21 protein-coding genes and 1 pseudogene are annotated in these 22,660 nt (G+C 72.2%); 8 read left to right on the top strand and 14 right to left on the bottom strand.

Features of this window, described 5'->3' with window-relative positions; translation table 11 throughout:
• Nucleotide 1 precedes the first annotated feature (1 nt).
• Nucleotides 2-235, top strand: coding sequence for a hypothetical protein (locus tag ACZ592_RS23520; protein ID WP_471583575.1), 234 nt, complete (start codon nucleotides 2-4; stop codon nucleotides 233-235).
• 64 nt (nucleotides 236-299) lie between these two features.
• On the opposite strand, the gene ACZ592_RS23515 is transcribed toward ACZ592_RS23520, so the two are convergent.
• On the bottom strand, nucleotides 300-1,550 hold the full coding sequence (locus tag ACZ592_RS23515) for an MFS transporter (RefSeq protein WP_471583574.1): 1,251 nt from the start codon (nucleotides 1,548-1,550) through the stop codon (nucleotides 300-302).
• Between the two features lie 169 nt (nucleotides 1,551-1,719).
• On the opposite strand from ACZ592_RS23515, the gene ACZ592_RS23510 reads away from it, so the two are divergent.
• A complete protein-coding gene (locus ACZ592_RS23510; RefSeq protein ID WP_471583573.1) occupies nucleotides 1,720-2,649 on the top strand; it encodes a LysR family transcriptional regulator in 930 nt (309 codons plus the stop codon).
• Between the two features lie 54 nt (nucleotides 2,650-2,703).
• Here ACZ592_RS23510 and ACZ592_RS23505 read toward each other — a convergent pair whose 3' ends face one another.
• Nucleotides 2,704-4,374: an amidohydrolase gene (locus ACZ592_RS23505; RefSeq protein WP_471583572.1), complete on the bottom strand. Its 1,671-nt coding sequence runs from the start codon at nucleotides 4,372-4,374 to the stop codon at nucleotides 2,704-2,706.
• A gap of 32 nt (nucleotides 4,375-4,406) precedes the next feature.
• Entirely contained in the window at nucleotides 4,407-5,888 is a 1,482-nt protein-coding gene (locus ACZ592_RS23500; protein WP_471583571.1) for a purine-cytosine permease family protein, read from the bottom strand.
• 214 nt (nucleotides 5,889-6,102) lie between these two features.
• Here ACZ592_RS23500 and ACZ592_RS23495 point away from each other — a divergent pair, with 214 nt between their 5' ends.
• Nucleotides 6,103-6,684, top strand: a complete 582-nt coding sequence (locus ACZ592_RS23495) for a TetR/AcrR family transcriptional regulator (protein WP_471583972.1) — start codon at nucleotides 6,103-6,105, stop codon at nucleotides 6,682-6,684.
• A gap of 77 nt (nucleotides 6,685-6,761) precedes the next feature.
• Nucleotides 6,762-6,962: pseudogene (locus ACZ592_RS23490) on the top strand (hypothetical protein); the annotation flags it as partial.
• Nucleotides 6,963-7,125: 163 nt separating this feature from the next.
• Here the strand turns inward: ACZ592_RS23490 and ACZ592_RS23485 are convergent.
• The 3 genes from ACZ592_RS23485 to ACZ592_RS23475 all read right to left on the bottom strand — a co-directional run bounded on the left by ACZ592_RS23485 (nucleotide 7,126) and on the right by ACZ592_RS23475 (nucleotide 10,056).
• Nucleotides 7,126-8,187, bottom strand: coding sequence for a glutathione S-transferase family protein (locus tag ACZ592_RS23485; protein ID WP_471583570.1), 1,062 nt, complete (start codon nucleotides 8,185-8,187; stop codon nucleotides 7,126-7,128).
• Complete coding sequence (locus ACZ592_RS23480; protein ID WP_471583569.1) at nucleotides 8,184-8,477, bottom strand: hypothetical protein; 294 nt, start codon at nucleotides 8,475-8,477, stop codon at nucleotides 8,184-8,186. Before ACZ592_RS23480 ends, ACZ592_RS23485 begins: the two co-directional genes overlap by 4 nt.
• Nucleotides 8,478-8,562: 85 nt before the next feature.
• Nucleotides 8,563-10,056: a cytochrome P450 gene (locus tag ACZ592_RS23475; protein ID WP_471583568.1), complete on the bottom strand. Its 1,494-nt coding sequence runs from the start codon at nucleotides 10,054-10,056 to the stop codon at nucleotides 8,563-8,565.
• 108 nt (nucleotides 10,057-10,164) lie between these two features.
• Here ACZ592_RS23475 and ACZ592_RS23470 point away from each other — a divergent pair, with 108 nt between their 5' ends.
• Complete coding sequence (locus ACZ592_RS23470) at nucleotides 10,165-10,773, top strand: TetR/AcrR family transcriptional regulator (protein WP_471583567.1); 609 nt, start codon at nucleotides 10,165-10,167, stop codon at nucleotides 10,771-10,773.
• On the opposite strand, the gene ACZ592_RS23465 is transcribed toward ACZ592_RS23470, so the two are convergent.
• Both ACZ592_RS23465 and ACZ592_RS23460 read right to left on the bottom strand, forming a co-directional pair.
• Complete coding sequence (locus ACZ592_RS23465) at nucleotides 10,763-11,416, bottom strand: HAD family hydrolase (RefSeq protein ID WP_471583566.1); 654 nt, start codon at nucleotides 11,414-11,416, stop codon at nucleotides 10,763-10,765. The genes ACZ592_RS23470 and ACZ592_RS23465 overlap by 11 nt on opposite strands.
• 4 nt (nucleotides 11,417-11,420) lie before the next feature.
• Complete coding sequence (locus tag ACZ592_RS23460; RefSeq protein WP_471583565.1) at nucleotides 11,421-12,179, bottom strand: DeoR/GlpR family DNA-binding transcription regulator; 759 nt, start codon at nucleotides 12,177-12,179, stop codon at nucleotides 11,421-11,423.
• A gap of 73 nt (nucleotides 12,180-12,252) precedes the next feature.
• Between ACZ592_RS23460 and ACZ592_RS23455 the strand changes: the two genes are divergently transcribed.
• On the top strand, nucleotides 12,253-13,488 hold the full coding sequence (locus ACZ592_RS23455) for an MFS transporter (RefSeq protein WP_471583564.1): 1,236 nt from the start codon (nucleotides 12,253-12,255) through the stop codon (nucleotides 13,486-13,488).
• Here ACZ592_RS23455 and ACZ592_RS23450 read toward each other — a convergent pair.
• Nucleotides 13,481-13,936, bottom strand: coding sequence for a hypothetical protein (locus tag ACZ592_RS23450; protein ID WP_471583563.1), 456 nt, complete (start codon nucleotides 13,934-13,936; stop codon nucleotides 13,481-13,483). The two genes, ACZ592_RS23455 and ACZ592_RS23450, sit on opposite strands and share 8 nt — an antisense overlap.
• A complete protein-coding gene (locus ACZ592_RS23445; protein ID WP_471583562.1) occupies nucleotides 13,933-14,538 on the bottom strand; it encodes a hypothetical protein in 606 nt (201 codons plus the stop codon). The genes ACZ592_RS23450 and ACZ592_RS23445 overlap by 4 nt, the downstream gene beginning before the upstream one ends.
• 320 nt (nucleotides 14,539-14,858) lie before the next feature.
• Here ACZ592_RS23445 and murJ point away from each other — a divergent pair, with 320 nt between their 5' ends.
• Nucleotides 14,859-16,430 (top strand): murein biosynthesis integral membrane protein MurJ, encoded by a 1,572-nt coding sequence (gene murJ, locus ACZ592_RS23440; RefSeq protein ID WP_471583971.1) that lies wholly within the window; start codon nucleotides 14,859-14,861, stop codon nucleotides 16,428-16,430.
• A gap of 28 nt (nucleotides 16,431-16,458) precedes the next feature.
• On the opposite strand, the gene ACZ592_RS23435 is transcribed toward murJ, so the two are convergent.
• Genes ACZ592_RS23435 through ACZ592_RS23420 form a run of 4 tightly spaced genes read right to left on the bottom strand, consistent with a single transcriptional unit; the run spans nucleotide 16,459 to nucleotide 21,111 of the window.
• Nucleotides 16,459-17,847 carry a GH1 family beta-glucosidase gene (locus ACZ592_RS23435; RefSeq protein WP_471583561.1) on the bottom strand — a complete coding sequence of 463 codons (1,389 nt, stop codon included), beginning with the start codon at nucleotides 17,845-17,847 and terminating at the stop codon, nucleotides 16,459-16,461.
• Nucleotides 17,848-17,896: 49 nt separating this feature from the next.
• The gene (locus ACZ592_RS23430; protein ID WP_471583560.1) at nucleotides 17,897-18,787 is read right to left on the bottom strand and encodes a carbohydrate ABC transporter permease; all 891 of its coding nucleotides are present in this window, start codon (nucleotides 18,785-18,787) and stop codon (nucleotides 17,897-17,899) included.
• On the bottom strand, nucleotides 18,780-19,778 hold the full coding sequence (locus ACZ592_RS23425) for a carbohydrate ABC transporter permease (RefSeq protein WP_471583559.1): 999 nt from the start codon (nucleotides 19,776-19,778) through the stop codon (nucleotides 18,780-18,782). Before ACZ592_RS23425 ends, ACZ592_RS23430 begins: the two co-directional genes overlap by 8 nt.
• Before the next feature lie 10 nt (nucleotides 19,779-19,788).
• Nucleotides 19,789-21,111, bottom strand: a complete 1,323-nt coding sequence (locus ACZ592_RS23420) for an ABC transporter substrate-binding protein (protein WP_471583558.1) — start codon at nucleotides 21,109-21,111, stop codon at nucleotides 19,789-19,791.
• Nucleotides 21,112-21,284: 173 nt separating this feature from the next.
• Between ACZ592_RS23420 and ACZ592_RS23415 the strand changes: the two genes are divergently transcribed.
• Complete coding sequence (locus ACZ592_RS23415) at nucleotides 21,285-22,613, top strand: ROK family protein (protein WP_471583557.1); 1,329 nt, start codon at nucleotides 21,285-21,287, stop codon at nucleotides 22,611-22,613.
• Nucleotides 22,614-22,660 lie beyond the last annotated feature (47 nt).

The raw sequence follows: 22,660 nt of genomic DNA, 5'->3' as shown, positions 1-22,660 counted from the left end.
CGTGGATGTCCGGGAAGCGGCGGCGGCCCTGCGCGCCGCCAAGGTGGCCGACGGTTACTACTGGATCGAGGGCGTCCACGAACCGGCTCCCACGCCTCCCGACTTCGTCTACCTGCGCAGGGTGACGGGCGGGGCGTGGGAGGTCGGGGTGTACGAACGAGGCGGGCACCACCCCCTCGCCCGGCACGCGGACGAGGCGACGGCCTGCGCCGACCTGCTGCGTCAGCTGACGTGAGCCGGCGACGCGCAGCGGCCGCGGAGTCCTCAAGGTCCAGGTGAACCCGAGGGTAGACCTCACCCTAGACCTGAGGTTGAGGGTGGTGCTCCGAGGCACTCCGTTCCCGGGGCAGCAGGAGTGGCGTGGCCAGCATCAGGACACCGGCCGTCGCGATCGCCGCCCGAGGGCCGACGACACCGGCGAGGAGCCCCCACAGGGCCGTCATGGCCGCGGTGTTGAGCTTGCTGGAGACCGACCACGCGGACAGGGTGCGGGCGACCCGGTCCGCGGGGGTGCGGTCGAGCCGGTAGGTGGCGACCAGCGGGTTGAAGACCCCCATGCAGGTGATGAGACCGAACTCCACGGCCATGACGAGCAGGAGCCCGGTGACACCCGGGTGCACGAAGGCGAGCCCGACGGACCAGCAGGCGCGCAGCGCACCGACCGTGAGCATGATGCGGCGGCGCCCGAACCGGACGACCAGCCGGCTCGACAGCCGCGAGCCGACGAGGCCGCCGATGCAGGGCAGCGCGAAGGCCAGTGCGTACTGCCAGGGCGCGAAGTGGAGGGGGCCGAGCATGAGGACGGCGATCGGCGGCATGGCCGCCATGATCAGGCCGCTCACCAGGACCGTGTTGAGGAAGAGCAGCCGCAGCCCGGAGTCGCCCAGGATGAACCGCCAGCCGTCCAGCAGGTCGGCGGCCCTGGGACCGGTGCGGGGAGGCGCCGCCTGTTCGGCGCGCGTGGGGTGAGCTTCCCTGCCGCCGATCGCACGGATGCCCACTGCGGAGAGCAGATAGCTGACCGCGTCGGCCAGCACCGTCATCACGGGCCCGAACAGGCCGACCGCGGCGCCGCCGAGCGGCGGCCCGAGCATGGTGGCCGTCCAGGCCGTCGACTCGAACCGTCCGTTCGCGACGAGCAGGTCCTCCGGAGGGACCAGCGACTTGAGGAAGGCGCCGCTCGCCGCGCCGAACGTGATGTCGGCCGCGGCGACGACGACCGACACGACGAGCAGCTGCGTGAAGCCGAGCACGTCGAGTGCGTACGCCGCGGGGATGCTGAGCAGCACCGCGCACCGGACCAGGTCCATGGCCACCATCACCGGCCGCTTGCGGCGGAACTCCACCCATGGTCCGAGCGGCACCGCCGCCACCGCCCCCACCGCGAGGCCCGCTGCGGCGAGGATCGCCACCTCCGTAGTCCCCGCGTCCAGCGCCAGGATCGCGACCAGGGGGAACGCGTCGAAGGCGAGTCGCGTCCCGAACGTGCTCACCGTGTACGCCGCCCACAGCCACCCGAACCGCCGCCCGAGCGACCGTCTCCCCGCCATGCCTCACGTCCTCCTCACGGAACCCGCGGGTCGACCTCGCGCCGCCCTCGCGACATCCAAGCGACTGGTCGGCCGCCCGGGCAAACAACCGCCCTGCCCCTGAGGTACAACCATCCGTTGTGCCGTGCGCGTGCTCGTGCGTCCGAGGCGCCGCTCTAGGGTGGCGGGCATGGATCTCGGTGCAGTGCGGGCCTTCGTCGCCGCCGCGGACGCGGGGCAGTTCCAGGGCGCCGCCGTCGACCTGGCGATCACCCAGCAGGCCGTCTCCAAACGCATCGCCGGGCTGGAGAAGGACCTCGCGGTGCGGCTGTTCACCCGCAGCGCGCGCGGGGTCCGGCTCACCATCGACGGACAGGCGTTCCTGCCCCACGCCCGTGACCTGCTCAAGGCCGAGGAGCGCGCGGCCGCCTCCGTACGGCCCGGCAGCCGCGCGCTGCGCGTCGACGTGATCGGCCGCCGGCTCGCACCGGCCGACCTGCTGCGCGGCTTCCACCGCGCGCATCCCGGCACCCCGCTCGACGTCGTGACGCTCTTCGACGCCGAGGCTGCCATCTCCGCCGTCCGCGCAGGCACGATCGACGCGGCGTTCCGCGCCGTCACCCGGCCGGCGAGCCGCCTGCCGGACGGCATCGAGGCCGTACGGGTCCACGACGAGCCCATCCAGCTCCTCACCGGACCGGAACACGCCCTGGCGGGGGTCCGCACGGTCGCCCCGGACCGGCTCGCCGGCCACCGGATCTGGATGCCCGGCATCGTCACGGGAACCGAGTGGGCCGCCTACTACGAGGCGCTCGCCGACGCGTTCGGGCTGACCATCGAGGCGACAGGCCCTGACTTCGGCACCGAGCCGCTCCTGGACACCATCGCCGACTCGCCCGGCCTCGCCACCCTCGTCGGCGAGCAGACCCGGCTCGTCCGGCCCGCCGACGACGATCTGCGCCGCATCGTGCTGCACGAGCCGACGCCGCTCTACCCGCACTCCCTGATCTGGCGCGCCGACAACCCGCACCCCGCGCTCACGACGCTGCGCGAGCACCTCGCGGCAGCCCGGTCCGGCGGCCGCGACGGCGCGATCTGGACGCCGGCCTGGGCGCGGTGACCGACCGGGCGCGGTGTCCCACCCGAGCCCGCTGTCTCACCCGAGCCCGCTGTCTCATCCGAGCCGTCGGTCGACGACCGTCTCCCCGCCCACCACGACGACCTCGGCGACGGTCCCCGGGATCTCCTCGGGGCGGGCGCGCAGAATGTCCCGGGAGAGCACGACGAAATCGGCGAGCTTGCCGACGGTCAGCGAACCGCGCTCTTCCTCAAGAAAGTTGGCGTACGCCGAACCCATCGTGTAGCCGTGCACGGCGGTCGCCACGTCCAGGGTCTCCTCGGACTGCCAGGGCGCGCCGCCGCCCAGCGGGCGACGCGTGACCGCGGTGTAGATGCCGGCCATCGGGTCCATCTCGGCGACGTTCCAGTCGCTGGAGAGCGCGAGCACCGCGCCCGCCTCGTGCAGGCTGCGCATCGGCCAGGCCTTGTGCCAGCGGTCCGCACCGATGTTCTGCGCCCAGTCCTTGCCGGGGCCCGCGATCTCGGGGGCACAGTGCCGGGGCTGCATGCAGGCGACGACGCCGAGCTCCGCGAAGCGCGGGGTGTCGTGCGGGTCCAGACATTCGACGTGTACGACCTGGTGGCGGGCGTCGCGCGGGCCGTTCACGGAGCGGGCGTGCGCCACCGCGTCCAGGACCGTGCGGATGCCTCGGTCGCCCGTGGCGTGCACGAAGCACTGGAAGCCGCGGGCATCCAGCTTGGCCAGCAGCTCCGCGAACTCCTCGGCCGGGTAGAAGGTGTCGCCCCGGTGGCGCCCGCAGCCGGCGTACGGCTCCAGGAGCGCGGCCGTGCGGGGCTCGACGACGTCGTCGATGTACAGCTTCAGCGGGCCCACCCGCAGCCGGTCGTCGGCGTGGCGGTCCGCCGCTCCGGCGAAGTCGTCCAGGTCGGCGTCGGTGGTGCCGCGCGGGTGGAAGAGGGCGGCGACGATCCGCGAGCGCAGCCGGCCCTCGTCGCGCGCACGCTCGAAGAGCGCCAGGTCGTCCAGCGAGTTCTGCGGTTCGACGACCGTGGTGATGCCGTAGCCGATCGCGTCGTCCAGGCTCTTGGCGAGGCGTCCGTACTGCCGGTCGGGCGAGGCCCACGGCACGCCGAGCGCGCGCAGCGCCCGGTGTCCTTCGCGGCTCAGGCCCCGGATCGCGAAGTCCTTGACGAATCCGGTGGGCTCGCCCGTGGCAGGGTCGGTCTCCGCGCGGCCGAACGGCAGCGTCGTGTGGTCCCGGTCGATGCCGAGGCGGTGCAGGGCGGCCGTGTTGAGCCAGGCGGTGTGCACGTCGTAGCTCAGGACGAAGGCCGGGGTGTCGCCGGTGACCGGGTCGAGATCGGTGGCGCGGGGCATGCGGCCGTCCGGGATCGCGGAGTAGTCGAAGGCCTCCGCCTCGATCCACTCGGCGCCGGGGTGCGCGGTCCGCCAGGCGCGGATCCGTTCGTGGATCTCGTCGAGGGTACGCACGCCGGCGAGCTGTACGCAGGCGTCGTCGGAGCCGAGCCGGACGTGGTTGTGCGCGTCGATGAATCCGGGCAGCACGAGCCGCCCGCCGCCGTCGATCACGCGCGTGTCCGCTCCCGTCCACTGGTCGGCCTCGGCGTCGGGGCCGAGCCACAGGATGCGGCCGTCCCGGACGGCGAGCGCCTGGGCGGCGGGCAGGTCCGGGTCGACGGTGTGGATCCGGGCGTTGCGCAGGACCAGGTCGGCGGGGGAGGGGAAGGTGGTGGTGCGGGCCATGAGGGGTGAACTCCTGGGCTGGTGCGGGTGGTTCATGTCGAGCGGGGCCGGGGAGGGGAGTCGGGGTCGGGGCGGGGGCGGCGGGGCGTGCGGCCCGGCTGGGCGAGGGCCGGTGCGGTGACGGTGCGGCGGGCCAGCACCCAGTAGGTGAGTCCGGCGACGACCGAGCCGAGCAGGGTGAGGTCGCCCCCGCCGAGCGGCGCCACCAGTGGCCCCGTCCACAGCTCGGAGTCGCAGGTCAGGGTGGCGAAGAGCATGCCGGTGACGAGCGCGGTCAGCCCGGCCGGGTGGAAACCGGCGCGGTACCAGTACGCTCCCGCGTGCCCCGGCTCGTGCAGGGCATCGGTGTCGTAGTGGCAGCGGCGCAACAGCATGTCGGCGAGAAACACACCGCCCCACGGCGCGAACACGATGATCAGCAGTGACAGGAAGCTGAGCAGCGACTCGGTGAAGTCCGTCAGGAACAGGGCGCCCAGAGAGCCGAGCGCCGTGACGACGACACTGATGACGATGGCCTTGGCGCGGCTCCACGGGATGCCGAGCACCTGGAGGTTGAGGCTGGAGGAGTAGAGCGTCAGGATCGAGTTGGTGACCGAGCCGCCGAGCACCAGGATCAGGAACACCGGCCGGAACCAGCCCGGCAGGAGCCCTTCCACCCCGGCGACCGCGTCCGTCATGTCGGCCTGGCTCGCGGCGGCGACGCCTGCCACGCCGAGCGCGACGGACGAGACGAAACCGCCGAGCGCCCCGGCCACGGTGATCGAGCGCAGCGAGGTGTCCGGCGGCAGGTAGCGGGTGTAGTCGGCGGGCATCGGCAGGTAGGAGAAGGGGCCCGCCAGCATCACGACGAAGGCGAGCGTCCAGCCGGACAGCCCCGCTCCGCCCCCGGTGCCGCCCAGGTCCGCGTCCGGCAGGAGCAGGAGCAGCAGGACGCCGAAGCCCGCCGCCAGGACGTACGCCATCCACCGCTCGGCGAGCTGCACCGTGGCGTGGCCCCACATGGCGACCGTGAACGTCATGGCGAGGGTGACCGCGAGGGCCAGGGCGCGTGCCGTGTTCCCGCCGTCGAGGCCGAGATCGGTGAAGAGGGCCTCCAGGGCGAGTGTGCCGACCACCGTGTTGACGACGGTGTAGCCGATCGAGACGATCCAGTTGAGCAGCCCCGCGGGGAAGTTCCCGAGGACGCCGAACGCCGCCCGGGAGATCACGAGGGTCGCGGTGCCGGTACGGACACCGCTGAGGCCCGCCGCGCTGATGGCGAGGAACGACAGGCCGCCGATGACGACCACGGTCACCGCCTGCCAGAAGCTGAGGCCGAAGGAGACGGCAAGGGCGCCGTTGATCACGTACGTGAAGGTCAGGTTGGAGCCGAACCAGAGCCAGAACAGGTCCTTGGCGCTGCCGTGCCGGTCCGCCTCCGGGATCGGGTCGATGCCGTGCGTCTCGACCCGGAACACCTCGTCGCTGGTGACTCCCGTACTCATCCCGGCGGACACCGGGGCTTGTTGCGCCATGCGGGACCTCGCTCTCCGGCATCCAGAGTTTGAATGCCGTTCTATGATTTAGAACGGCATTCAAAGTGCGGCACGCGCCCCGGCGCCGTCAAGACCTTCGGCGAAATCGGCAGGGTGACGGGCAGGGATAGGGTCGGCGCACACGGACGGACCAGGTACGCGGGCGGGAGCACAGGTGGCACGGAGGCGGGACGGGCAGGTCGCGCGCGACCGGATGCTGGACGAGGCGATGACGGCCATCGCGGAGAACGGCCTCGCCGCGCTCACCATGTCCGCGCTCGCCGACCGCCTCGGCACCAGCGGCGGCCACATCCTGTACTACTTCGGCAGCAAGGACCGGCTGCTCCTGGAGGCCCTGCGCTGGAGCGAGGCGGCGCTCACCGAGGAGCGCCGCACCCTGCTCGCGGGCCGGTCGGCACCCGCCCGCAAACTGGACCGCTTTCTGCGGCTGTACCTGCCCAAGGGGCCGCGCGACCCCCGCTGGATGCTGTGGATCGAGCTCTGGGCGCGTGCGGGGTCGAACGATCCCCTGCGCGCCGCCCAGGACGAGCTCGACCGGGGGTGGCAGGAGGACCTGGCGGCGATCCTCGCGCAGGGCGCGGCTGCGGACGTCTTCGCCGTCGACGACGGGACGGACCGCGCCGGTGAACTGCTCGCGCTCCTCGACGGGTTGAGCACCCGCGTGGTGCTGGGCCAGCGGGGCGCCGACCGCAGGAGTGCCCTGGCCTCCGCGCGGTCGGCGGCGGCACGGCTCGTCGGAGCCGGGCCCGGCCGACCGGGCGGGGCGCCGGCGTAGCCCGAGCGGCCGACTGGCGAGGCGGCCGTGCCGGTCACCGTGGAAGAGTTCCAGGCATGACCGAAACGTACCTGTACATGGCACATCCCCGGATCACGGTCCTCGGCGTCCAGCCCGGCCACCCGCCGTTCCGCATCGTGCAGATCGACGGAGAGATCGCCGGCAAGGCGAAGAACGTCACGGACGTCCTCGACGCGGCCGCCATGGCGGGCATCACCGTGCACGACCTCGACGACCCGGACGCCGTGCTCTGGGTGGGCGGCGACAAGTTCACCTGGGGGCCGACCGAGGAGACGGACGGGGGCCCGGGCGCGGACGAGGGCGCGCAGCGGCTCCTGGACCCGGCCCAGGAGCCGCTCGTGGAGGACCCCGGCAGCGCGAGGAGCTAGCCGGCGCCGGCGCGCCAGGGGCGGCCGGCGCCCACGGGGGTGGGCCGTGGACTCAGGGCCGTCCCGTCGACGGCACCTCCTCCGCGGCGGGCACGGGCCCCGGCCGCGTACCGTCGCCGAAGGGGCGCCCGCCCAGCGCCTCCCGGTGATGCGGCGTCAGCCACCCGGACAGGTCAGGGCCCCTCGGCACGATCGCGGTCGGGTTGATGCCGGTATGCACCTGGTAGTAGTGCCGCTTGATGTGGTCGAAGTCGATCGTGTCGCCGAAGCCCGGGGTCTGGAACAGGTCGCGCGCGTACGCCCACAGGACCGGCTCCTCGGCCAGTTTCCAGCGGTTGCACTTGAAGTGGCCGTGGTAGACGGCGTCGAAGCGCACCAGAGTGCTGAACAGCCGGATGTCCGCCTCGGTGATCGTGTCGCCGACGAGGTAGCGGCGGCTCGACAGGCGCTCGGAGGTGAGCTCCAGACGGCGGAAGACATCGTCGTACGCTGCCGCGTAAGAGGCCTGGTCCGGGGCGAAACCGGCGCGGTACACGCCGTTGTTGACGTCACGGAAGATGCCCTCCATGACGGTGTCGATCTCGTCGCGCAGCGGCTCGGGATACAGGTCGGGCGCCCCCTCGCGGTGCAGTGCCGTCCACTCCGTGGCGAGGTCCAGCGTGATCTGCTGGAAGTCGTTCGTGACCAGCTTGCCGCTCGGCACGTCCACGACCGCGGGGACGCTCACGCCGCCCGGGTAGCCCGTCTCCCGCGCCTCGTACGCCTCTCTGAGGAAGCGGATGCCGAGGACCGGGTCGCGGTCGTCGGGGTCCAGGGTGAACCGCCAGCTCCGGTCGTCCTGGATCGGATCGGTGACGGCCAGGGACAGAGCGTCCTCCAGGCCGAGGAGCCGCCGCGCGATGAGCACCCGCCCGGCCCAGGGGCACGCTCGGCTCACCACCAGGCGGTAGCGCCCGGATTCGACGGGCCAGCCGTCCGCGCCGGCCGCGGTGATGCGGTCCGCGAAGTGGCTCTTGGACCGCTTGAACTCCTTGTGCCCGTAAGAGGCGTTGCCCTGGGAGGAGCCGTCCGGGGCCGTCGTGCCGTCCGCCCCGTTCTCCCGCGTCGCGCTCATGACTGGCTCCCCTCGCACGCGCAGGACCGCGAGACCGGCACCCGGGGCGCGGGGTCGGCCGCTCGCGGGGGAGGCGCGAGATCGTAGATGCGGTCGATCAGCACCGCTTCGTTGCCCGCGAGGCCCGCGCGGCGCAACGCCTCGTCGGCCTCCGCGATCGGCCCCGCGAGGAGCGTCGCCGCGGCCACGGGGGAGCCCGACGCGGAGTCGGACAGCGCGGCGCGCGCGGTGTGCAGCAGGCGCAGGCAGGCCTGGGCGGCGAGCAGTTCGTCGGACGTCGTGCCGGTCATGTCGAGCGACTCCTCTGCGCTGGATGGCGATGACGGCATCGGGGATGCCACCTCCACTCTGGCGCACGGGTCTGACAACGGCGTCCTACCCGGCCGGTGCGCGGCGGGTGAGCCGCAGGGTGAGTCCGTCCGGCATCAAGGTGAGACGCTCGGCGATGCGCAGCCGGTAGGCGGGATCGGCGTGCAGGTCGTAACGGCGGAGCAGCAGGCCGAGCACCAAGGTCGCCTCGTGCAGCGCGAACTGACGTCCGATACAGGCGCGGGCGCCGGTACCGAACGGCTTGAAGACGTGGCCGGGCCTCGCGCGTACGGCCGAAGGGGCGAACCGGTCCGGGTCGAACTCCTCGGGACGCTCGCCCCACGCCGCCGGATCCCGGTGCAGCATCGTCGCCAGGACCAGCGCCCACGCGCCGCGGCGCATCGGATGGACGCCGCCGAGGACGGTGTCCTCGCGGGCCTCGCGGGCGAACCCCGGAGCCGTCGGCCACAGGCGCAGCGACTCGTCGAGCACCCGGCGCAGATAACGCAACTTGGCCACCTGCTCGTACGCGGGCTCTTCCTCGGCACCCCAGACCTCGTCGACCTCGGCCCGCGCGCGGGCGAGCACGTCCGGCGAGCGCGACAGGTAGTGCAGCGCGAACGACAGGGCGCCCGACGTCGTCTCGTGCCCGGCCACCAGGAAGGTGATGACCTGTCGGCGGATGTTCTCCGCGGTGAGCCGCTCCCCGGTGTCGGGGTGGGCGACCTCCAGCATGCGGTCGAGCAGGTCGCCGTGTCCGCCCGACCCGGACGTGGCGCGGCGGGCGGCGACCACCGCGTCCACCGTGCGGTTGAGGTAGGCCATGTCGGCGTCGTTGCGCCGGTCGGCGCCGCGCAGCAGCAGCGGGGTCAGCAGGGGCGGCACGACGTTGCGGCGCTGGGCGAAGGAGAGCGTGCCGACCATCGCCGTCACGAAGGGGTGGGGCGCGGAGCGCTCGAAGGAGCCGAAGTCGTGGCCGAATCCGGTGCGGGCGATCGTCTCCAGCGTCAGCTTCGTCATGTCGCCCGGCACGTCCACCGCCCGGCCCGCCGACTCCCGCTCGTCCCAGCGCGCCGTCAGCTGCCGCGCGACGTCCAGCATCAGCGGGTGGTAGCCGGCCATCGCGTCACGGCTGAAGCCCGGCGCGAGGATGTCGTGCGCCAGCTGCCAGTTGGGCTCGTGGTTGTACGCGGTGAACAGGCCGTCGCCCGCGACCGGGCGGAGGTTGGCGACCCCGAGCCCCACGTGCTTGGCGAACCGCGACTCGTCGGCCATGTCCGCGGCGAGCTCGGCGCCCCACACGAAGACGAACTCCTTGCCGAACGCCTTGCGCCGGAAGATCGGACCGAGTTCGCGGGCCATCTTCATCGAATCCTGCAGCGGGGTGCGGACGTTGGCGCCCAGGACGTCGCCGAGCAGCGGCAGCCTGCGCGGCGGGTGCGGGATCCGGTGCAGCTCGGGCCAGCCGAGTTCGGCGCTGCGGAACCCCTTCGGGGGAGCGATGGGTATGCCCTGTCCGTCGGGGCCGTTCGCCGCCGCGGACCGCGTCGTCTGCGCCATGTGCCCATCTCCCTTGTCCGACGCGCCCGTTGGGCTTGTTGTACGTGGATTCAACAGGAGATCCCAGTCTGGTACCGCTATTGAATTCGCGTCAAGTAAGGTGCCTGCATGGCCGCGAACCCCCCGGAGCGCACGCGCCGCAGACTGAGCACCGAGGAGCGGCGTGAACAGCTGCTGTCGGTCGGGGCGCGGCTTTTCGCGCAGAAGCCCTACGACGACGTGTGGATCGAGCGCGTCGCGGAGATCGCCGGCGTCTCGCGAGGCCTCCTGTACCACTACTTCCCGACGAAGCGGGACTTCTTCGCCGCCGTCGTACGGCGCGAGAGCGAGCGCATGCTGCGCCTGACCGCGGCGGAGCCCGGCCTGCCGGTGCGCGATCAGATCAGCGCCGGCCTCGACGCCTTCCTGGGCTACGTGGAGAGTCACGCGCAGGGCTTCCGGGCCTTCCACCGGGCCGAGGCGGCGGGCGATCCGCTGGTGCGTGAGGTCTACCGCAACGGCCTGGCCGCCCAGGAGCGGCAGATCCTCGCGGCGCTCGCCGCGGACCCGGACGCCGCGGACATCACCCAGGACGTGCCCGCGCTGCGCCTGGCCGTCCGTGGCTGGCTGGCGTTCATGGTGGCGGTCTGCCTGGAGTGGCTGGAGGAGCCGGACCTGACGAGAAAACAGGTGCGGGACCTGTGCGCCAAGGCGCTGCTGGGTGCGATCACACGCTGAGGCCGAGGGCCGCGCGCAGCGTGGCGGGTGCCGTGAAGAGGTGGCCCCGCACGCCGAGGGCCTCGGCGGCCCGGATGTTCTCCTCGCGGTCGTCGACGAAGAGGACGCGCTCCGGCTCTGTGTCCAGTGCGGTCAGGCACCAGCGGTAGGCGCCGGGTTCGGGCTTGGCGTGGCCGATACGGCAGGAGAAGGCGCACACCTGGAAGTGCTTGAGCCAGGAATGGCGCTCTTCGTAGTCGGCGGCCAGCTCCTCCGGGATGTTGGAGAGCAGTGCGACCGGCCGGCCGGCCGCCGCCAGCTCCTCGACAAGAGCCACCATGGACGGGTCGACCGCGCGCCAACTGGCGAGGTCGGCCTCGACGAGCCGCGCGACCCGGGCGTCGTCGAAGTCGGCGCCGAGCGCGTCGGCCACCTGCCGCCAGTACTCCGGACCGCTCACGTCCCCGCGGTCGTAGGGCCGGCGCAGCCCCCAGTAGGCGTCCCAGAAGGCTGGTTCGGGCCCACCCGCGAGCGCGGCCAGGCGGTCTCTGCCGTCCTTGGACTGGTGCCGCGCGATGACGCCGAACATGTCGAAGAGCACGATGCCGTGGTCGACGGCGACACCTTGGGGAGCGCGGTCCGAGGGCTGGGGACGGTGGTTCACGGGGTCATGCCTTTCGTACGGTGACGCCCGCCGCGGTCAGTGCGCCGATCTCCTCGTCCGGCGCGGCGTCGTCCGTGACGACGGCGTGCAGGGCGCAGGCGGGGGCGACGGAGGCCAGGGCGGTACGGGAGAGCTTGGCGGCGTCCGCGACGGCGATGACGCGGCGGGCCGAGCCGATCGCGGCGCGCTTGACGGCCGCGTCGTCGAGGTCATAGGCGGTCAGGCCGTCCGCCGCGGTCAGTCCGCAGCAACCGATCACGGCCGTGTCGAAGCGAAGGGCGGCCAGGGAGGCGGTGGTCAGCGGACCGGTGAGGGCCAGCTCACCGGGGCGCGGCCGCCCGCCGGGCACCAGCAGGGTCACGTCCGGCGCGCCCGACAGGGCGTTCACCGCGTGCAGTGACAGCGGCATGACCGTCATGCGGCGGTGTGCCAGCGCGCGGGCGACCTCCAGGCAGGTGGTGCCGCTGTCGACGACGACCGACTCGCCGTCGGAGAGCAGGTCGGCCACGACGGCGGCGATGCGCCGCTTGCCCGCCCGGCCCTCCTGCTCCCGCAGCGCGAACGGCGGCTCCTCGCCGCGCAGCAGCAGGCTCCGCGCGCCGCCCCGGTACCGCTCCAGGACGCCCTGTCCTGCCAGGGCCTCCAGGTCGCGGCGGATGGTCATCTCGGAGGCGCCGGTGAGCTCGGCGAGCTCGGCCACGCCGAGCCGCCCCGCCTCGCGCACGGCATCGGTGATCTGCCTCAGTCGATCTGTACTGGCCACACGCACAGTAAACATTCAAGATGTTTGAAAAGCAATCTTCCGAACATCGAATCTGTTCGTTATGTTCGAACGCATGGAAAGAACCCTGCGCAACGGCCGGCTGGCCACCTTTGCCTACTTCGCCCTGAACGGCTTTCTCATGGGGATGTGGATCGTCCACATCCCCGCCGTCGAGGACCGGGCCGGGATCAGCCACGCCGTGCTCGGCTGGCTCCTGCTGCTGCTCGGCGCGGGCGCCTTCGCCGGCATGCAGATCGTCGGGCCGCTCACCGACCGGCTCGGCGCCAGGACCGTCGTCCCGGTCAGCGCCGGCCTGTGCGCCGCCGCGGTCGTCCTGCCGGGTCTCGCCACGAACGTGTGGACGCTGGGCGCCGCACTGCTGGCGCTCGGCCTCGGCAACGGCTGCCTGGACGTCAGCATGAACGCCCACGCCGTACAGGTCGAGCGGGGTTACGGGCGGCCCGTCATGTCCGCCTTCCATGCCACGTTCTCCATCGGCGGCGTCCTTGCCGCACTGGTCGGCGCCCGCACGCTCAGCTGGGGCTGGAGCCCGGCGGCGACCCTCGGCACGGTGGCGCTGCTCGGCGTCCTCGCCGCGGCACTGTCCGCTCCTGCCCTGCTGCGACCCGAGCCCACGAACGCCAAGAACGGGGCCGCGAACGGGAACGAGAACGGTTCGCGGAGCGAAGCCGCAGCGACGTCACGGAGCGGAACTCCGCGGCGGATCTGGGCACTTGCCGCCCTCGCCCTGATGCTCATGCTCTGCGAGGGCGTCGCCAACGACTGGAGCGTGCTGCACCTGCGCGACGTCCTGGACGCGCCGGCCTCGGCCGCCGCTCTCGCCTACGGAGCCTTCGCCACCGCCATGACCCTCGGCCGGCTGCTCGCCGACCGGGTGGCCGCACGGTTCGGTCCCGTGGCCATCCTCCGGTACGGCGCGTCCGTGGCCGCGATCGGCCTCACCGTGGCGGCTCTGTCCCCCTGGATCCCGCTCGCCCTGCTCGGCTGGACGGTGTTCGGCGCGGGCCTGTCCGGCTGTATCCCGCAGCTCTTCAGCGCCGCGGGCCACGCGGACCGGGACGCCGCAGGGGCCAACGTCTCGCGCGTCGCCGGCCTCGGCTACCTCGGCATGCTCGCGGGCCCCGCCGTCATCGGCCCGCTGACCCACTTCATGCCGCTCAACCTCACGTTCTTCCTGCCGGTCGCGTTCTGCGTGGTCGCCGCCTGCACGGCGGGCATCCTGCGCGCGTCCCGGCCGGACCCGCGCGCGCGGGGCCACCACGCGTCCGTCCGGGAGGACTTCATGTGACGGGGAAACCGGCCCGGAAATGGTCCAGGAGCGCCCGGCGCGCGTCGGCCGCGGCGAGCCGGTCCGCCGCCCAGAGGAAGAAGTCGTCACCGAGCGCGTCGACCCAGTCGTACGTCGGGTCCAGGGGGCCGGGATCCGGTGCCGGATAAGGGAGTTCGATGCCCTGTCCCTCGTCCGGTCCTGTCACGACGAACAGGCGGCTGCCGTCCGGCCGACATTCCTGGCGGACGGACACCTCCGCGCAGTCCCAGCGCCGCGCCCCGTACTGCAGCCAGAGCGCCCCGCCGTCGGAGCCCTCCGCGTACAGGGCGGCGGGCGCGTGCTCGCCGTCGCCGGGCAGGTGCGCGAAGCCGTGGCAGGGGCCGGCCGGGGCGGGGGAGAGGAGTCCCGTCGCGGGAGTCAGGTCCCACACCCGCCCGTGCCGGTCGTAGTCCGCCAGGGTCGTCATCGGCCGCGCGGCTCCAGACCGAGCTCCCGGTCCACGGCGGCGCTGCTCCTGGTCGCGGCCTCGATGACCGCGCTCCAGCTGCCGTACTTGGCGAACTGCTGATCGGCCGTCGGGCCCAGCGGATTGCCGTACTTCTTCATGTTGCGCTCCTCCAGGGCCCGCACGGCCTCGGGTGACATGCCCGCGCGCGTGATGTCCTTCGCCTCGTTGCGCATCGCGACCAGGGTGCGGGCGATCTCCTCGTCCGACCTGCCCTCGGCGTGCATCCTCTCGGCCACGAGCTCCATGTCGTCCAGGAGCCGGTGGTACCGGATCCGGGTCTCGCGCGCCTGCTCGCGCTGCTCCGGAGTCATCTCCCGGATCATGCAGACGGCGGGATCGTTGCTCGTGCACGGCTCGGCGGCGGAGGCGACCGACGCGGCCACGGTCCGGTGCGGGGCGGCCGGCTGGGCGGCGCGGGCCTGGCCCGGGGTGACGAGGAATCCGCTCACCGCGGTCACCGCGGCCAGCAGGGGGAGGAGGAAGAGGGTGACGAAGCGGGTCCGGGCCGGCGAACCGCCGCGGTGGACCGGCGCCGTGGGGGTGGGCGCGGATGTCGACATGGAGAGCCTTCGCGTGGGGGGTGCGAGCGTGGGGATGAAGCGGACGTTACGGCGAGGTGGGCTGGTCACGCGTGCATGGCAGTGGTGCGTACGGGTGATCCGGGCCGGTCGGCCGATTCCCCGGGGGGTGCGAGCGGCGTCGTCGGACGCGCGTGACTCGTCGTCGTACTCGCGTGCGAAGATCCCGTGCATGCACTGTGACCCCGACCGCGACGTCCCGCGGTTCCGCGTCGACCGAATACGCGGCGGCGACTTCACGCAGGCCGGACCGCGCACGAGGTGCCCCTGACGTGGCCGGCCTCGCACGCTCCTCGCTCCTGATGGCCTTCGGCACCATCGTCTCCCGCGCCACGGGGCTCATCCGGCAGGTGCTCCAGGGCGCCGCCCTCGGCACCGGCCAGCTCGCCTCCACGTACAACACCGCCAACACCGTTCCCACGAGCCTCTACACGCTGCTCATCGGCGGCGCCCTGAACGCGGTGCTCGTGCCCCAGCTGGTGCGTGCCCGGGCCGACGACCCCGACGGCGGCAGCGCGTTCGAGCAGCGCCTCATCACGCTCGTCGTCTGCGTCCTCGGCGTCGGCACGGCGCTCGCGGTGTGGGCGGCGCCGCAGATCGTCGGCCTCTACATGAGGGACACGCAGGCCAACCACGAGGCGTTCGAACTCACCGTGGTCTTCGCCCGGTTCCTGCTGCCGCAGATCTTCTTCTACGGGCTCTTCGGCATCCTGGGACAGGTCCTCAACGCGCGCGAGAAGTTCGGCGCGATGATGTGGACGCCCGTCCTGAACAACGTCGTGCTCGTCGCGATGTTCGGCCTCTACCTGGCGACGATGACGATCCCCGAGAACGTCGGGGACATCACCGACGCGCAGGTCAGACTGCTCGGCATCGGCACCACCTGCGGCATCGCCCTGCAGGCCCTCGCGCTCGTGCCCTTCGTGCGCGCCGCGGGGCTGCGGTTCCGGCCCCGGTTCGACTGGCGCGGCACCGGCCTCGGCAAGAGCGCCCGCGCCGCCCGCTGGACGCTGCTGCTCGTCCTCGCCAACCAGGTCGCGCTGACCGTCGTCGCGAACTACGCCAACGCCGCCGACCAGCGCCTGCCGAAGGACGGCGTCGGCTACACGGCGTACTCCTACGCCCAGACCATCTGGCTCCTGCCGCAGTCCATCGTCACCGTCTCCCTGGTGACCGCGCTGCTGCCGCGGATGAGCAAGGCCGCGGCCCAGGGCCGCACCGCCGACCTGCGCGGGGAACTGTCGCGTGCCCTGCGCGTCACCGGCACCGTGATCGTGCCCGCCGGGTTCTTCTTCCTCGCCTTCGGTCCGCGGACCGCCCAACTGCTCTTCGCGCACGGCGCGTCCGACGCCGGGGCCACCGAGCCCCTCGGCCACATGCTCCAGGCGTTCGGGCTGGGGCTGATCCCGTTCTCCGCGCAGTACCTGCTGCTGCGCGGGTTCTACGCGTTCGAGGACACCCGCACCCCGTTCTGGATGGCGGTCTGGGTGGCGGGCGCGAACATCGCCCTGGCCACCGCCTGCCATCACCTGCTGCCCGCACGCTGGGCGGTCACCGGCATGGCCGGGGCGTACACCCTCTCCTACGCCGTGGGGCTGCTGCTCACCGCACGCCTGATGCGCCGACGTCTCGGCGGCCGCCTCGACGGACGCCGGCTGGCCCGCACGTACGGGAAGCTGATCCTGGCGTCCGCCCTCGCCGGAGCCCTCGGCTGGGGCGCCGCCCGCGCCGGCGCCGAGGTGTCACCGGCCGGCACCGCTGCGACGGCGACGGCCCTGACGGCCGGGGCCGTGACGATGGCGGTCGGCTATCTCGCCCTCGCGCGGGTGCTGCGCATCGGGGAGGTGCGGATGCTGTCCGGCCTGCGCCGCTGAGGCCGGACGGCATCCGCCGCGCACGCCGTCAGGCCGCCCGGGCCGAGCGGTGGCGGTACGTGCGGACGAGGTCCGCGTAGTACCGGCCGCTGCCCTTGACCGTGCGGCGCTGCGTCGCGTAGTCGACGTGGACCAGGCCGAAGCGCTTGTCGTAGCCGTACGCCCACTCGAAGTTGTCCAGGAGCGACCACGCGTAGTACCCGGCCAGCGGGGCGCCCCTGCGGGCCGCGCGGGCGCACGCGGCCAGATGCTCCCGCAGGTACTGGGTGCGCTCCGCGTCGTCGATCGCCCCGTCGGCGCGGACCACGTCGGGGTAGGCCGAGCCGTTCTCGGTGACGTACAGCCTGCGTGCCCCGTACTCCTCGGTCAGCCGCATCAGCAGGCTCTCGATGCCGCTCGCGTCGATCTCCCAGTCCATGCCGGTGTGCGGCACGTCGGGGCGGTACACCTGGCGGGCGAACGGCGCCGGGCCCGCCGGGTCGTCGGTGACGATCGCGGGGAAGTAGTAGTTGAGACCCAGCCAGTCCAGCGGCTGCGCGATCGTCGCCAGGTCGCCCGCCCGCTCCGGCAGGTCCACGCCGTACACCTCCCGCATGTCGGCGGGGAACCCGCGCCCGTGCAGCGGGTCGAGCCACCAGCGGTTGGTGTGCCCGTCGACGCGCCGTGCGGCGGCGACGTCCTCCGGCCGGTCGGAGGCGGGCTCCACCGGGGAGAGGTTGTTGACGACGCCGATCTGCGCGAGGGGCGCCGCGGTCCGGATCGCCTGCGTGGCGAGCCCGTGCCCGAGCAGCAGGTGGTAGGAGGCGCGCACGGCGGCCGTCAGGTCGGTGAGGCCCGGCGCCATGCGGCCCTCCAGGTGGCCGATCCAGGCGGAGCAGAGCGGTTCGTTCAGCGTCGCCCAGTACGGGACCCGGTCGCCGAGCCGCTCGGCCGCCACCGAGGCGTACGCGGCGAAGTGCTCCGCGGTCTCCCGCTCGGGCCAGCCGCCGCGGTCCTGCAGCGCCTGGGGCAGATCCCAGTGGTAGAGGGTCGCGTTCGGGGTGATGCCCGCTTCCAGGAGCCCGTCGACGAGCCGGTCGTAGAAGTCGAGCCCCGCCGCGTTGACCGGTCCGTCGCCGCCGGGCACGACGCGCGGCCAGGCGAGCGAGAACCGGTAGGAGTCGACGCCGAGCTCCCGCATCAGGGTGATGTCCTCGGGCCAGCGGTGGTAGTGGTCGCAGGCCACGTCGCCGGTGTCACCGCCGTCGATCGCACCCGGGGTGCGCGCGAAGGTGTCCCAGATCGACGGCGTGCGGCCGTCCTCGTCGACGGCGCCCTCGATCTGGTACGCCGAGGTCGCCACGCCCCACGTGAAGTCCGGGGGGAGCGCGGAGAGGTCCGGGTACGAGGGGTCGGTCGTGGGGGAGGGGTCGGTCACGGAGTTCCTTTCGAAAAGGGGTGCGTGTCGGGAAGGAGCGCGTGCGGACTCACTTGACGGCGCCCGCGGTGAGCCCGGCGACGAGATAGCGCTGCAGGAGCAGGAAGCCGGCGACGACGGGGATGCTCACGACGAGCGAGGCGGCCATGACCTGGTTCCAGTACACGTCGTTCTGCGTCGCGTAGCCCTGCAGGCCCACGGCGAGCGTGCGGGTGGCGTCGTTGGTCATCACCGAGGCGAAGAGCACTTCTCCCCAGGCGGTCATGAAGGCGTAGACGGCGACCGCGACGATGCCGGGTATCGCGGCGGGCACCACGACGCGGAACAGCGCGCGCAGCGGCCCGCACCCGTCGACCAGCGCCGCCTCGTCCAGTTCCCTCGGAACGGAGTCGAAGTAGCCGATCAGCATCCAGATGGAGAAGGGCAGCGAGAACGTGAGGTAGGTGAGGATGAGTCCGAAGCGCGAGCCGAACAGCGCGATGCCGGTGGCGTTGCCGACATTGACGTAGATGAGGAAGAGCGGCAGCAAGAAGAGGATGCCGGGGAACATCTGCGTCGACAGGACGGTCACGGTGAAGACGCGCTTCCCGCGGAAGCGGTAGCGGCTGACGGCGTACGCGGCGAACACCGCGATGACCACGGAACAGACCGTCGCCGCGCCCGCCACTATCAGCGAGTTCACGAAGTAGTCCGCCAGCGGCACCGTCTTCCAGATGTCGATGTAGGGCCGCACGGTGAACCCGCTGGGCATCCAGCGGAACGAGCCGGACACGTCCTGCAGCGGCTTGAGGGAACTGCTCACCATCACGTACACGGGAAGCAGCACGAAGCCGGTCAGCAGGGTCAGGAACACGCGGCGCGCCCACAGGAACGAGCGGGGCGGGGCGCTGGGCGAGCGTGCCGGCAGCGAACGGGCGGGCGCCGCAAGGGTCTTAGACATCGGCGGTGTTCCTTCCCCGCGAGGTGACCAGCAGATAGCCGGCCGTCACCAGGAGCAGGAAGAGCAGCAGCAGGACCGACATGGCGGAGCCCGTACCGAAGTTCCAGGTGACGAACGACGACTGGTAGATGTGGATGGAGATGAGGTCCGCGGCCTCGGGCGCCGACTTGCCGAACAGGACGTACGGTGTGTTGAAGTCGTTGAACGTCCACAGGAAGAGCACCAGGACCAGGACCTGGTTCACCGGCCGCAGCGACGGCAGCGTGATGCGCCGCACCTGCTGCCACATCCCGGCGCCGTCGATCGACGCCGCCTCGTACAGCTCCTTGGGGATGTTCTGCAGCCCCGCCATGACGATCAGGAAGGCGAACGGCCAGCCCTTCCACACCGACACCGTGAGCAGGGCGATGAAGCTGTTGTCGCCGATGAGCCAGAACGGCGGGCTGTCGGTGAGTCCCAGCTGGTCGTGGACGACGTGGTTGATCAGTCCCGTGTCGCGCTGGAACATGAACGACCAGGTGATGACGGCCGCGTACACCGGCAGCGCGTACGGCGTCAGGAAGATGGCGCGCAGCAGCCCACGGCCGCGGAAGTTGTCCTGCATGAAGACCGCAGCTGTCGTGCCGATCAGCCAGCACAGGCCCACGGACAGCACGGTGAACGCGACGGTGACGAAGAACGAGTGCAGCAGCGCCTCGCCGACGGGTGCGTCGAAGTCCACCGACAGCTTGTAGTTGTCCAGGCCCGTCCAGGGCGCGGCGCCCCAGTCCCGGATGAAGAACTGCGTCAGTTCCTTGAAGCTCATCACGATGCCGACGCCCATCGGGATGAGGTGGACGACGAGTTCGAGGAGCAGCGCGGGGAGCAGCAGCAGGTAGGGGAGCGAGACGCGGCGCAGGCGCGCGGGCAGTCGCAGGCGCGGCCGGCGGCGCCCGCCGTCGGGCGGCGCGGCCCGCTCCTTCGGGGTGGGGGGTGTGGTGAGGGTGGTCATGGAAAGGCTCTCAGCTCTTCGGCATCTGCTGTTGGGCCTTGGACAGTTCGGCCGTCACGGAGTCGGTGGTGACCTGCCTGCCCGCCGCCGCGTCGGCGAAGAGCTTCTTGATGGCCGTGCCCACCGACGTCTCGAACTGCGACTCGTTGGCCACCTGCGGGAGTGGCGCCGCGCTCTTGCGGAGCGTGTCGCGCAGCACGGCCGTGTCGGCCCGGTCGAAGGCGGCGTCCTCCTGGGCCGTCCTGACCGGCGGGATCGACCCGTAGGCCTTGTTCAGGTGGGCCTGCTCGGCGTCGCTCGTCATGAACTTCACGAACTTGCGGGCGCCGTCGATGTTGTCGGTGTTCTTGAAGACGGCGAGGTTGATGCCGGCGACCATCGAGTTGACCTGCCGGTCCGCGCCGGGCTTCCCCGACGGCACCGGCACGGGGGCCACGCCCCACTCGTCGGGCTTCATGCCCTGCGCCTCGAACGTGGTCGCCGCGGCCTGCCACAGCACCATCGCGGTCTTGCCCTGGGCGAAGTCGCGCAGGGACTGGTTCTGCGCGTACTCGGCGTTGCCCGGCGCGATGATCTTGTCCTTGGCCATGAACTCGACGTACTGCTTCACGGCGGCCACGGCGCCCTTCGAGGTGAAGGTCGGCTTGCCCTGCGCGTCGAAGAAGTCGGCGCCGTGCTGCTTGCCGAGGGCGAAGGCCTGGTGGATGTTGTTGACCAGGTTCGAACCCTCGGCCCCGAGCGCCCACTTGCCGCCCTTGGAGATCTTCTTGCCGTCGGCGACCAGCTCGTCCCAGGTGGCCGGGGGCTTGCTGATGCCCGCCTCCTTGAACATCGCCTTGTTGTAGTAGAGGGCGTACGAGAGCGAGTACAGCGGGACCGCCGCCGGGTCCTTGCCCGCGGTGCCGGTCGAGCCGAGCGCGGCGTCGACGAAGCGGTCCCTGCCGCCGATCGCCTTGAAGTTCTTGGCGTCCCAGGGGAGCAGGGCGCCGCTGGCCTGGAGCGAGGACGACCAGGTGTTGCCGATGTTGAGGATGTCGGGGCCCTGGCCCGACGTGGTCGCCGCCAGGATCCGGTTGAGCAGGTCGGACCAGGGCACGACCTCCAGCTTGACCTTGATCCCCGTCTGCTTCTCGAACTTCTTCAGCTCGGGGGTGAGGATCTTCTTGTCCGCCTCGATGCTCGGACCCTGGTTGGACGCCCAGTACGTGAGCGTCTTGGGGGAGGAGTTGCTGCCCTCGCTCCCGGTGCTGCTACCGCCGCCGCATGCCGTGGCTGCGGCGCCGGTGAGAGCGGTGACGGTGGCAAGAGCTGCCACGGTTCGGAGTCTGCGCATGGCGGATCCGTCCCTTTCGTGGTGGATGAACGGGAATGAGAACAGGCATGAGAGCGCGCCGAGTTCGGTGTCCGAACGGATTCACGACTTAATTTAGGACGTGAGTTAAAACCTGAGAGATAGTCGCGTCAAGGGGTCGCGCACGGGTATGTTGCCGATCGGAGAGGAGCCACATGGCCGAGCGGGGCAGTCGAACGGTGCGCGACCTGCGGGTGGGCAACCGCGCCGCGGTGTTGCAACGGTTGTATTTCGGCGGGCCGATGAGCCGGCAGGCGCTCGGCCCCGCGACCGGGCTCAGTTCAGGCTCTGTGAGCAACGTCGTCGCCGAACTCACCGCGGACGGCGTGCTGGAGGAAGCCGGCAGCGTCGAGTCCGACGGTGGCCGCCCGCGCACCCTGCTGCGCGTCGCCCCCTCCAGTGGACGGCTCATCGGCGTGGACGTGGGGGAGACCCGGGTCCGTGTCGAGGCCTTCGACCTGGGGATGAAGGAACTCGCGCGCACCGAACGCCCGTTGGCGGACTCCGGCTACGACGTGGCGACGATCGTCCGGCACATCAAGGAGGGCGTGGCGGAGGTGACGGCCGAGGCGGGCATCGTGGCCGACGCCCCGCACGGCTCCCTGATCGGCGTCGGCGTGGGCGTGCCCGGCATCGTCGACCGCGACGACACGGGCGGCACGGTCGTGCACGGCCAGACCATCGGCTGGGACGCCGTCCCGCTGGAGGACATGCTGCGCGGGGCCGTCGAACTCCCCGCCGACACCGCCTACTTCATCGACAACGGCGCACGGGCCCTCGGCCAGGCCGAGATGTGGTTCGGCGGCGGGCGCGGGGCCCGCGACGCGGCGATCGTCCTCATCGGCTCCGGCGTCGGCGCGTGCGTCGTCACCGGCGGCGTCATCCACGGCGGCGCGCGGGGCGGCCCCGCCGAATGGGGCCACCTGACCGTCAGCATCCGCGGCCGTCGCTGCCGCTGCGGGGCGCGGGGCTGCCTGGAGGCGTACGCGGGGGCCGAGGCGCTCCTCGCGCGCTGGCAGGAGGCGGGCGGGCAGGTGCCGCCGGGCGCCGACGAGGAGACCGCGGTCAGCGCCCTCCTCGCGGCCGCCCATCCGCAGGAGGGCGCCGCCCCCGACCCGGTCGCCGTCCGCGTGCTCGACGAGACCGCGGAATACCTCGGCGCGGGCATCTCGGACCTCGTGAACCTCTTCGGCCCCGAACGCGTCCTTGTCGGTGGCTGGGCCGGCCTCCAGCTGGGCCCGCACCTGCTGCCCGCGATCCGGGAGTACGCCGACGCGTACGCGCTGCGCCACCCCGCCGCCCGCGCCGTCGTCGACCTCGGCCAACTCGGCCCGGACGCGGTCACCGTGGGCGCGGCGACGCTGCCTCTCGCCGACTTCTTCACCCGCGGCGGCCGCCGCCGCACCGCCCCCTCCGGCACGGAGTCGTCGACGTCCACGGTGCCGGACTGGCGGGTGGTGTTGGAGGGGAGGGGGGCGCGGTGAAGGGCCCGACCGGTGGTTCGGTGCCGGCGTGACTGCGTGAAGACGGT

It is taken from the genome of Streptomyces sp. NPDC040622, from assembly GCF_055593965.1.
The sequence above is the reverse complement of the archived record's forward strand: the minus strand, read 5'-3'. Positions and strand labels throughout refer to the sequence as shown.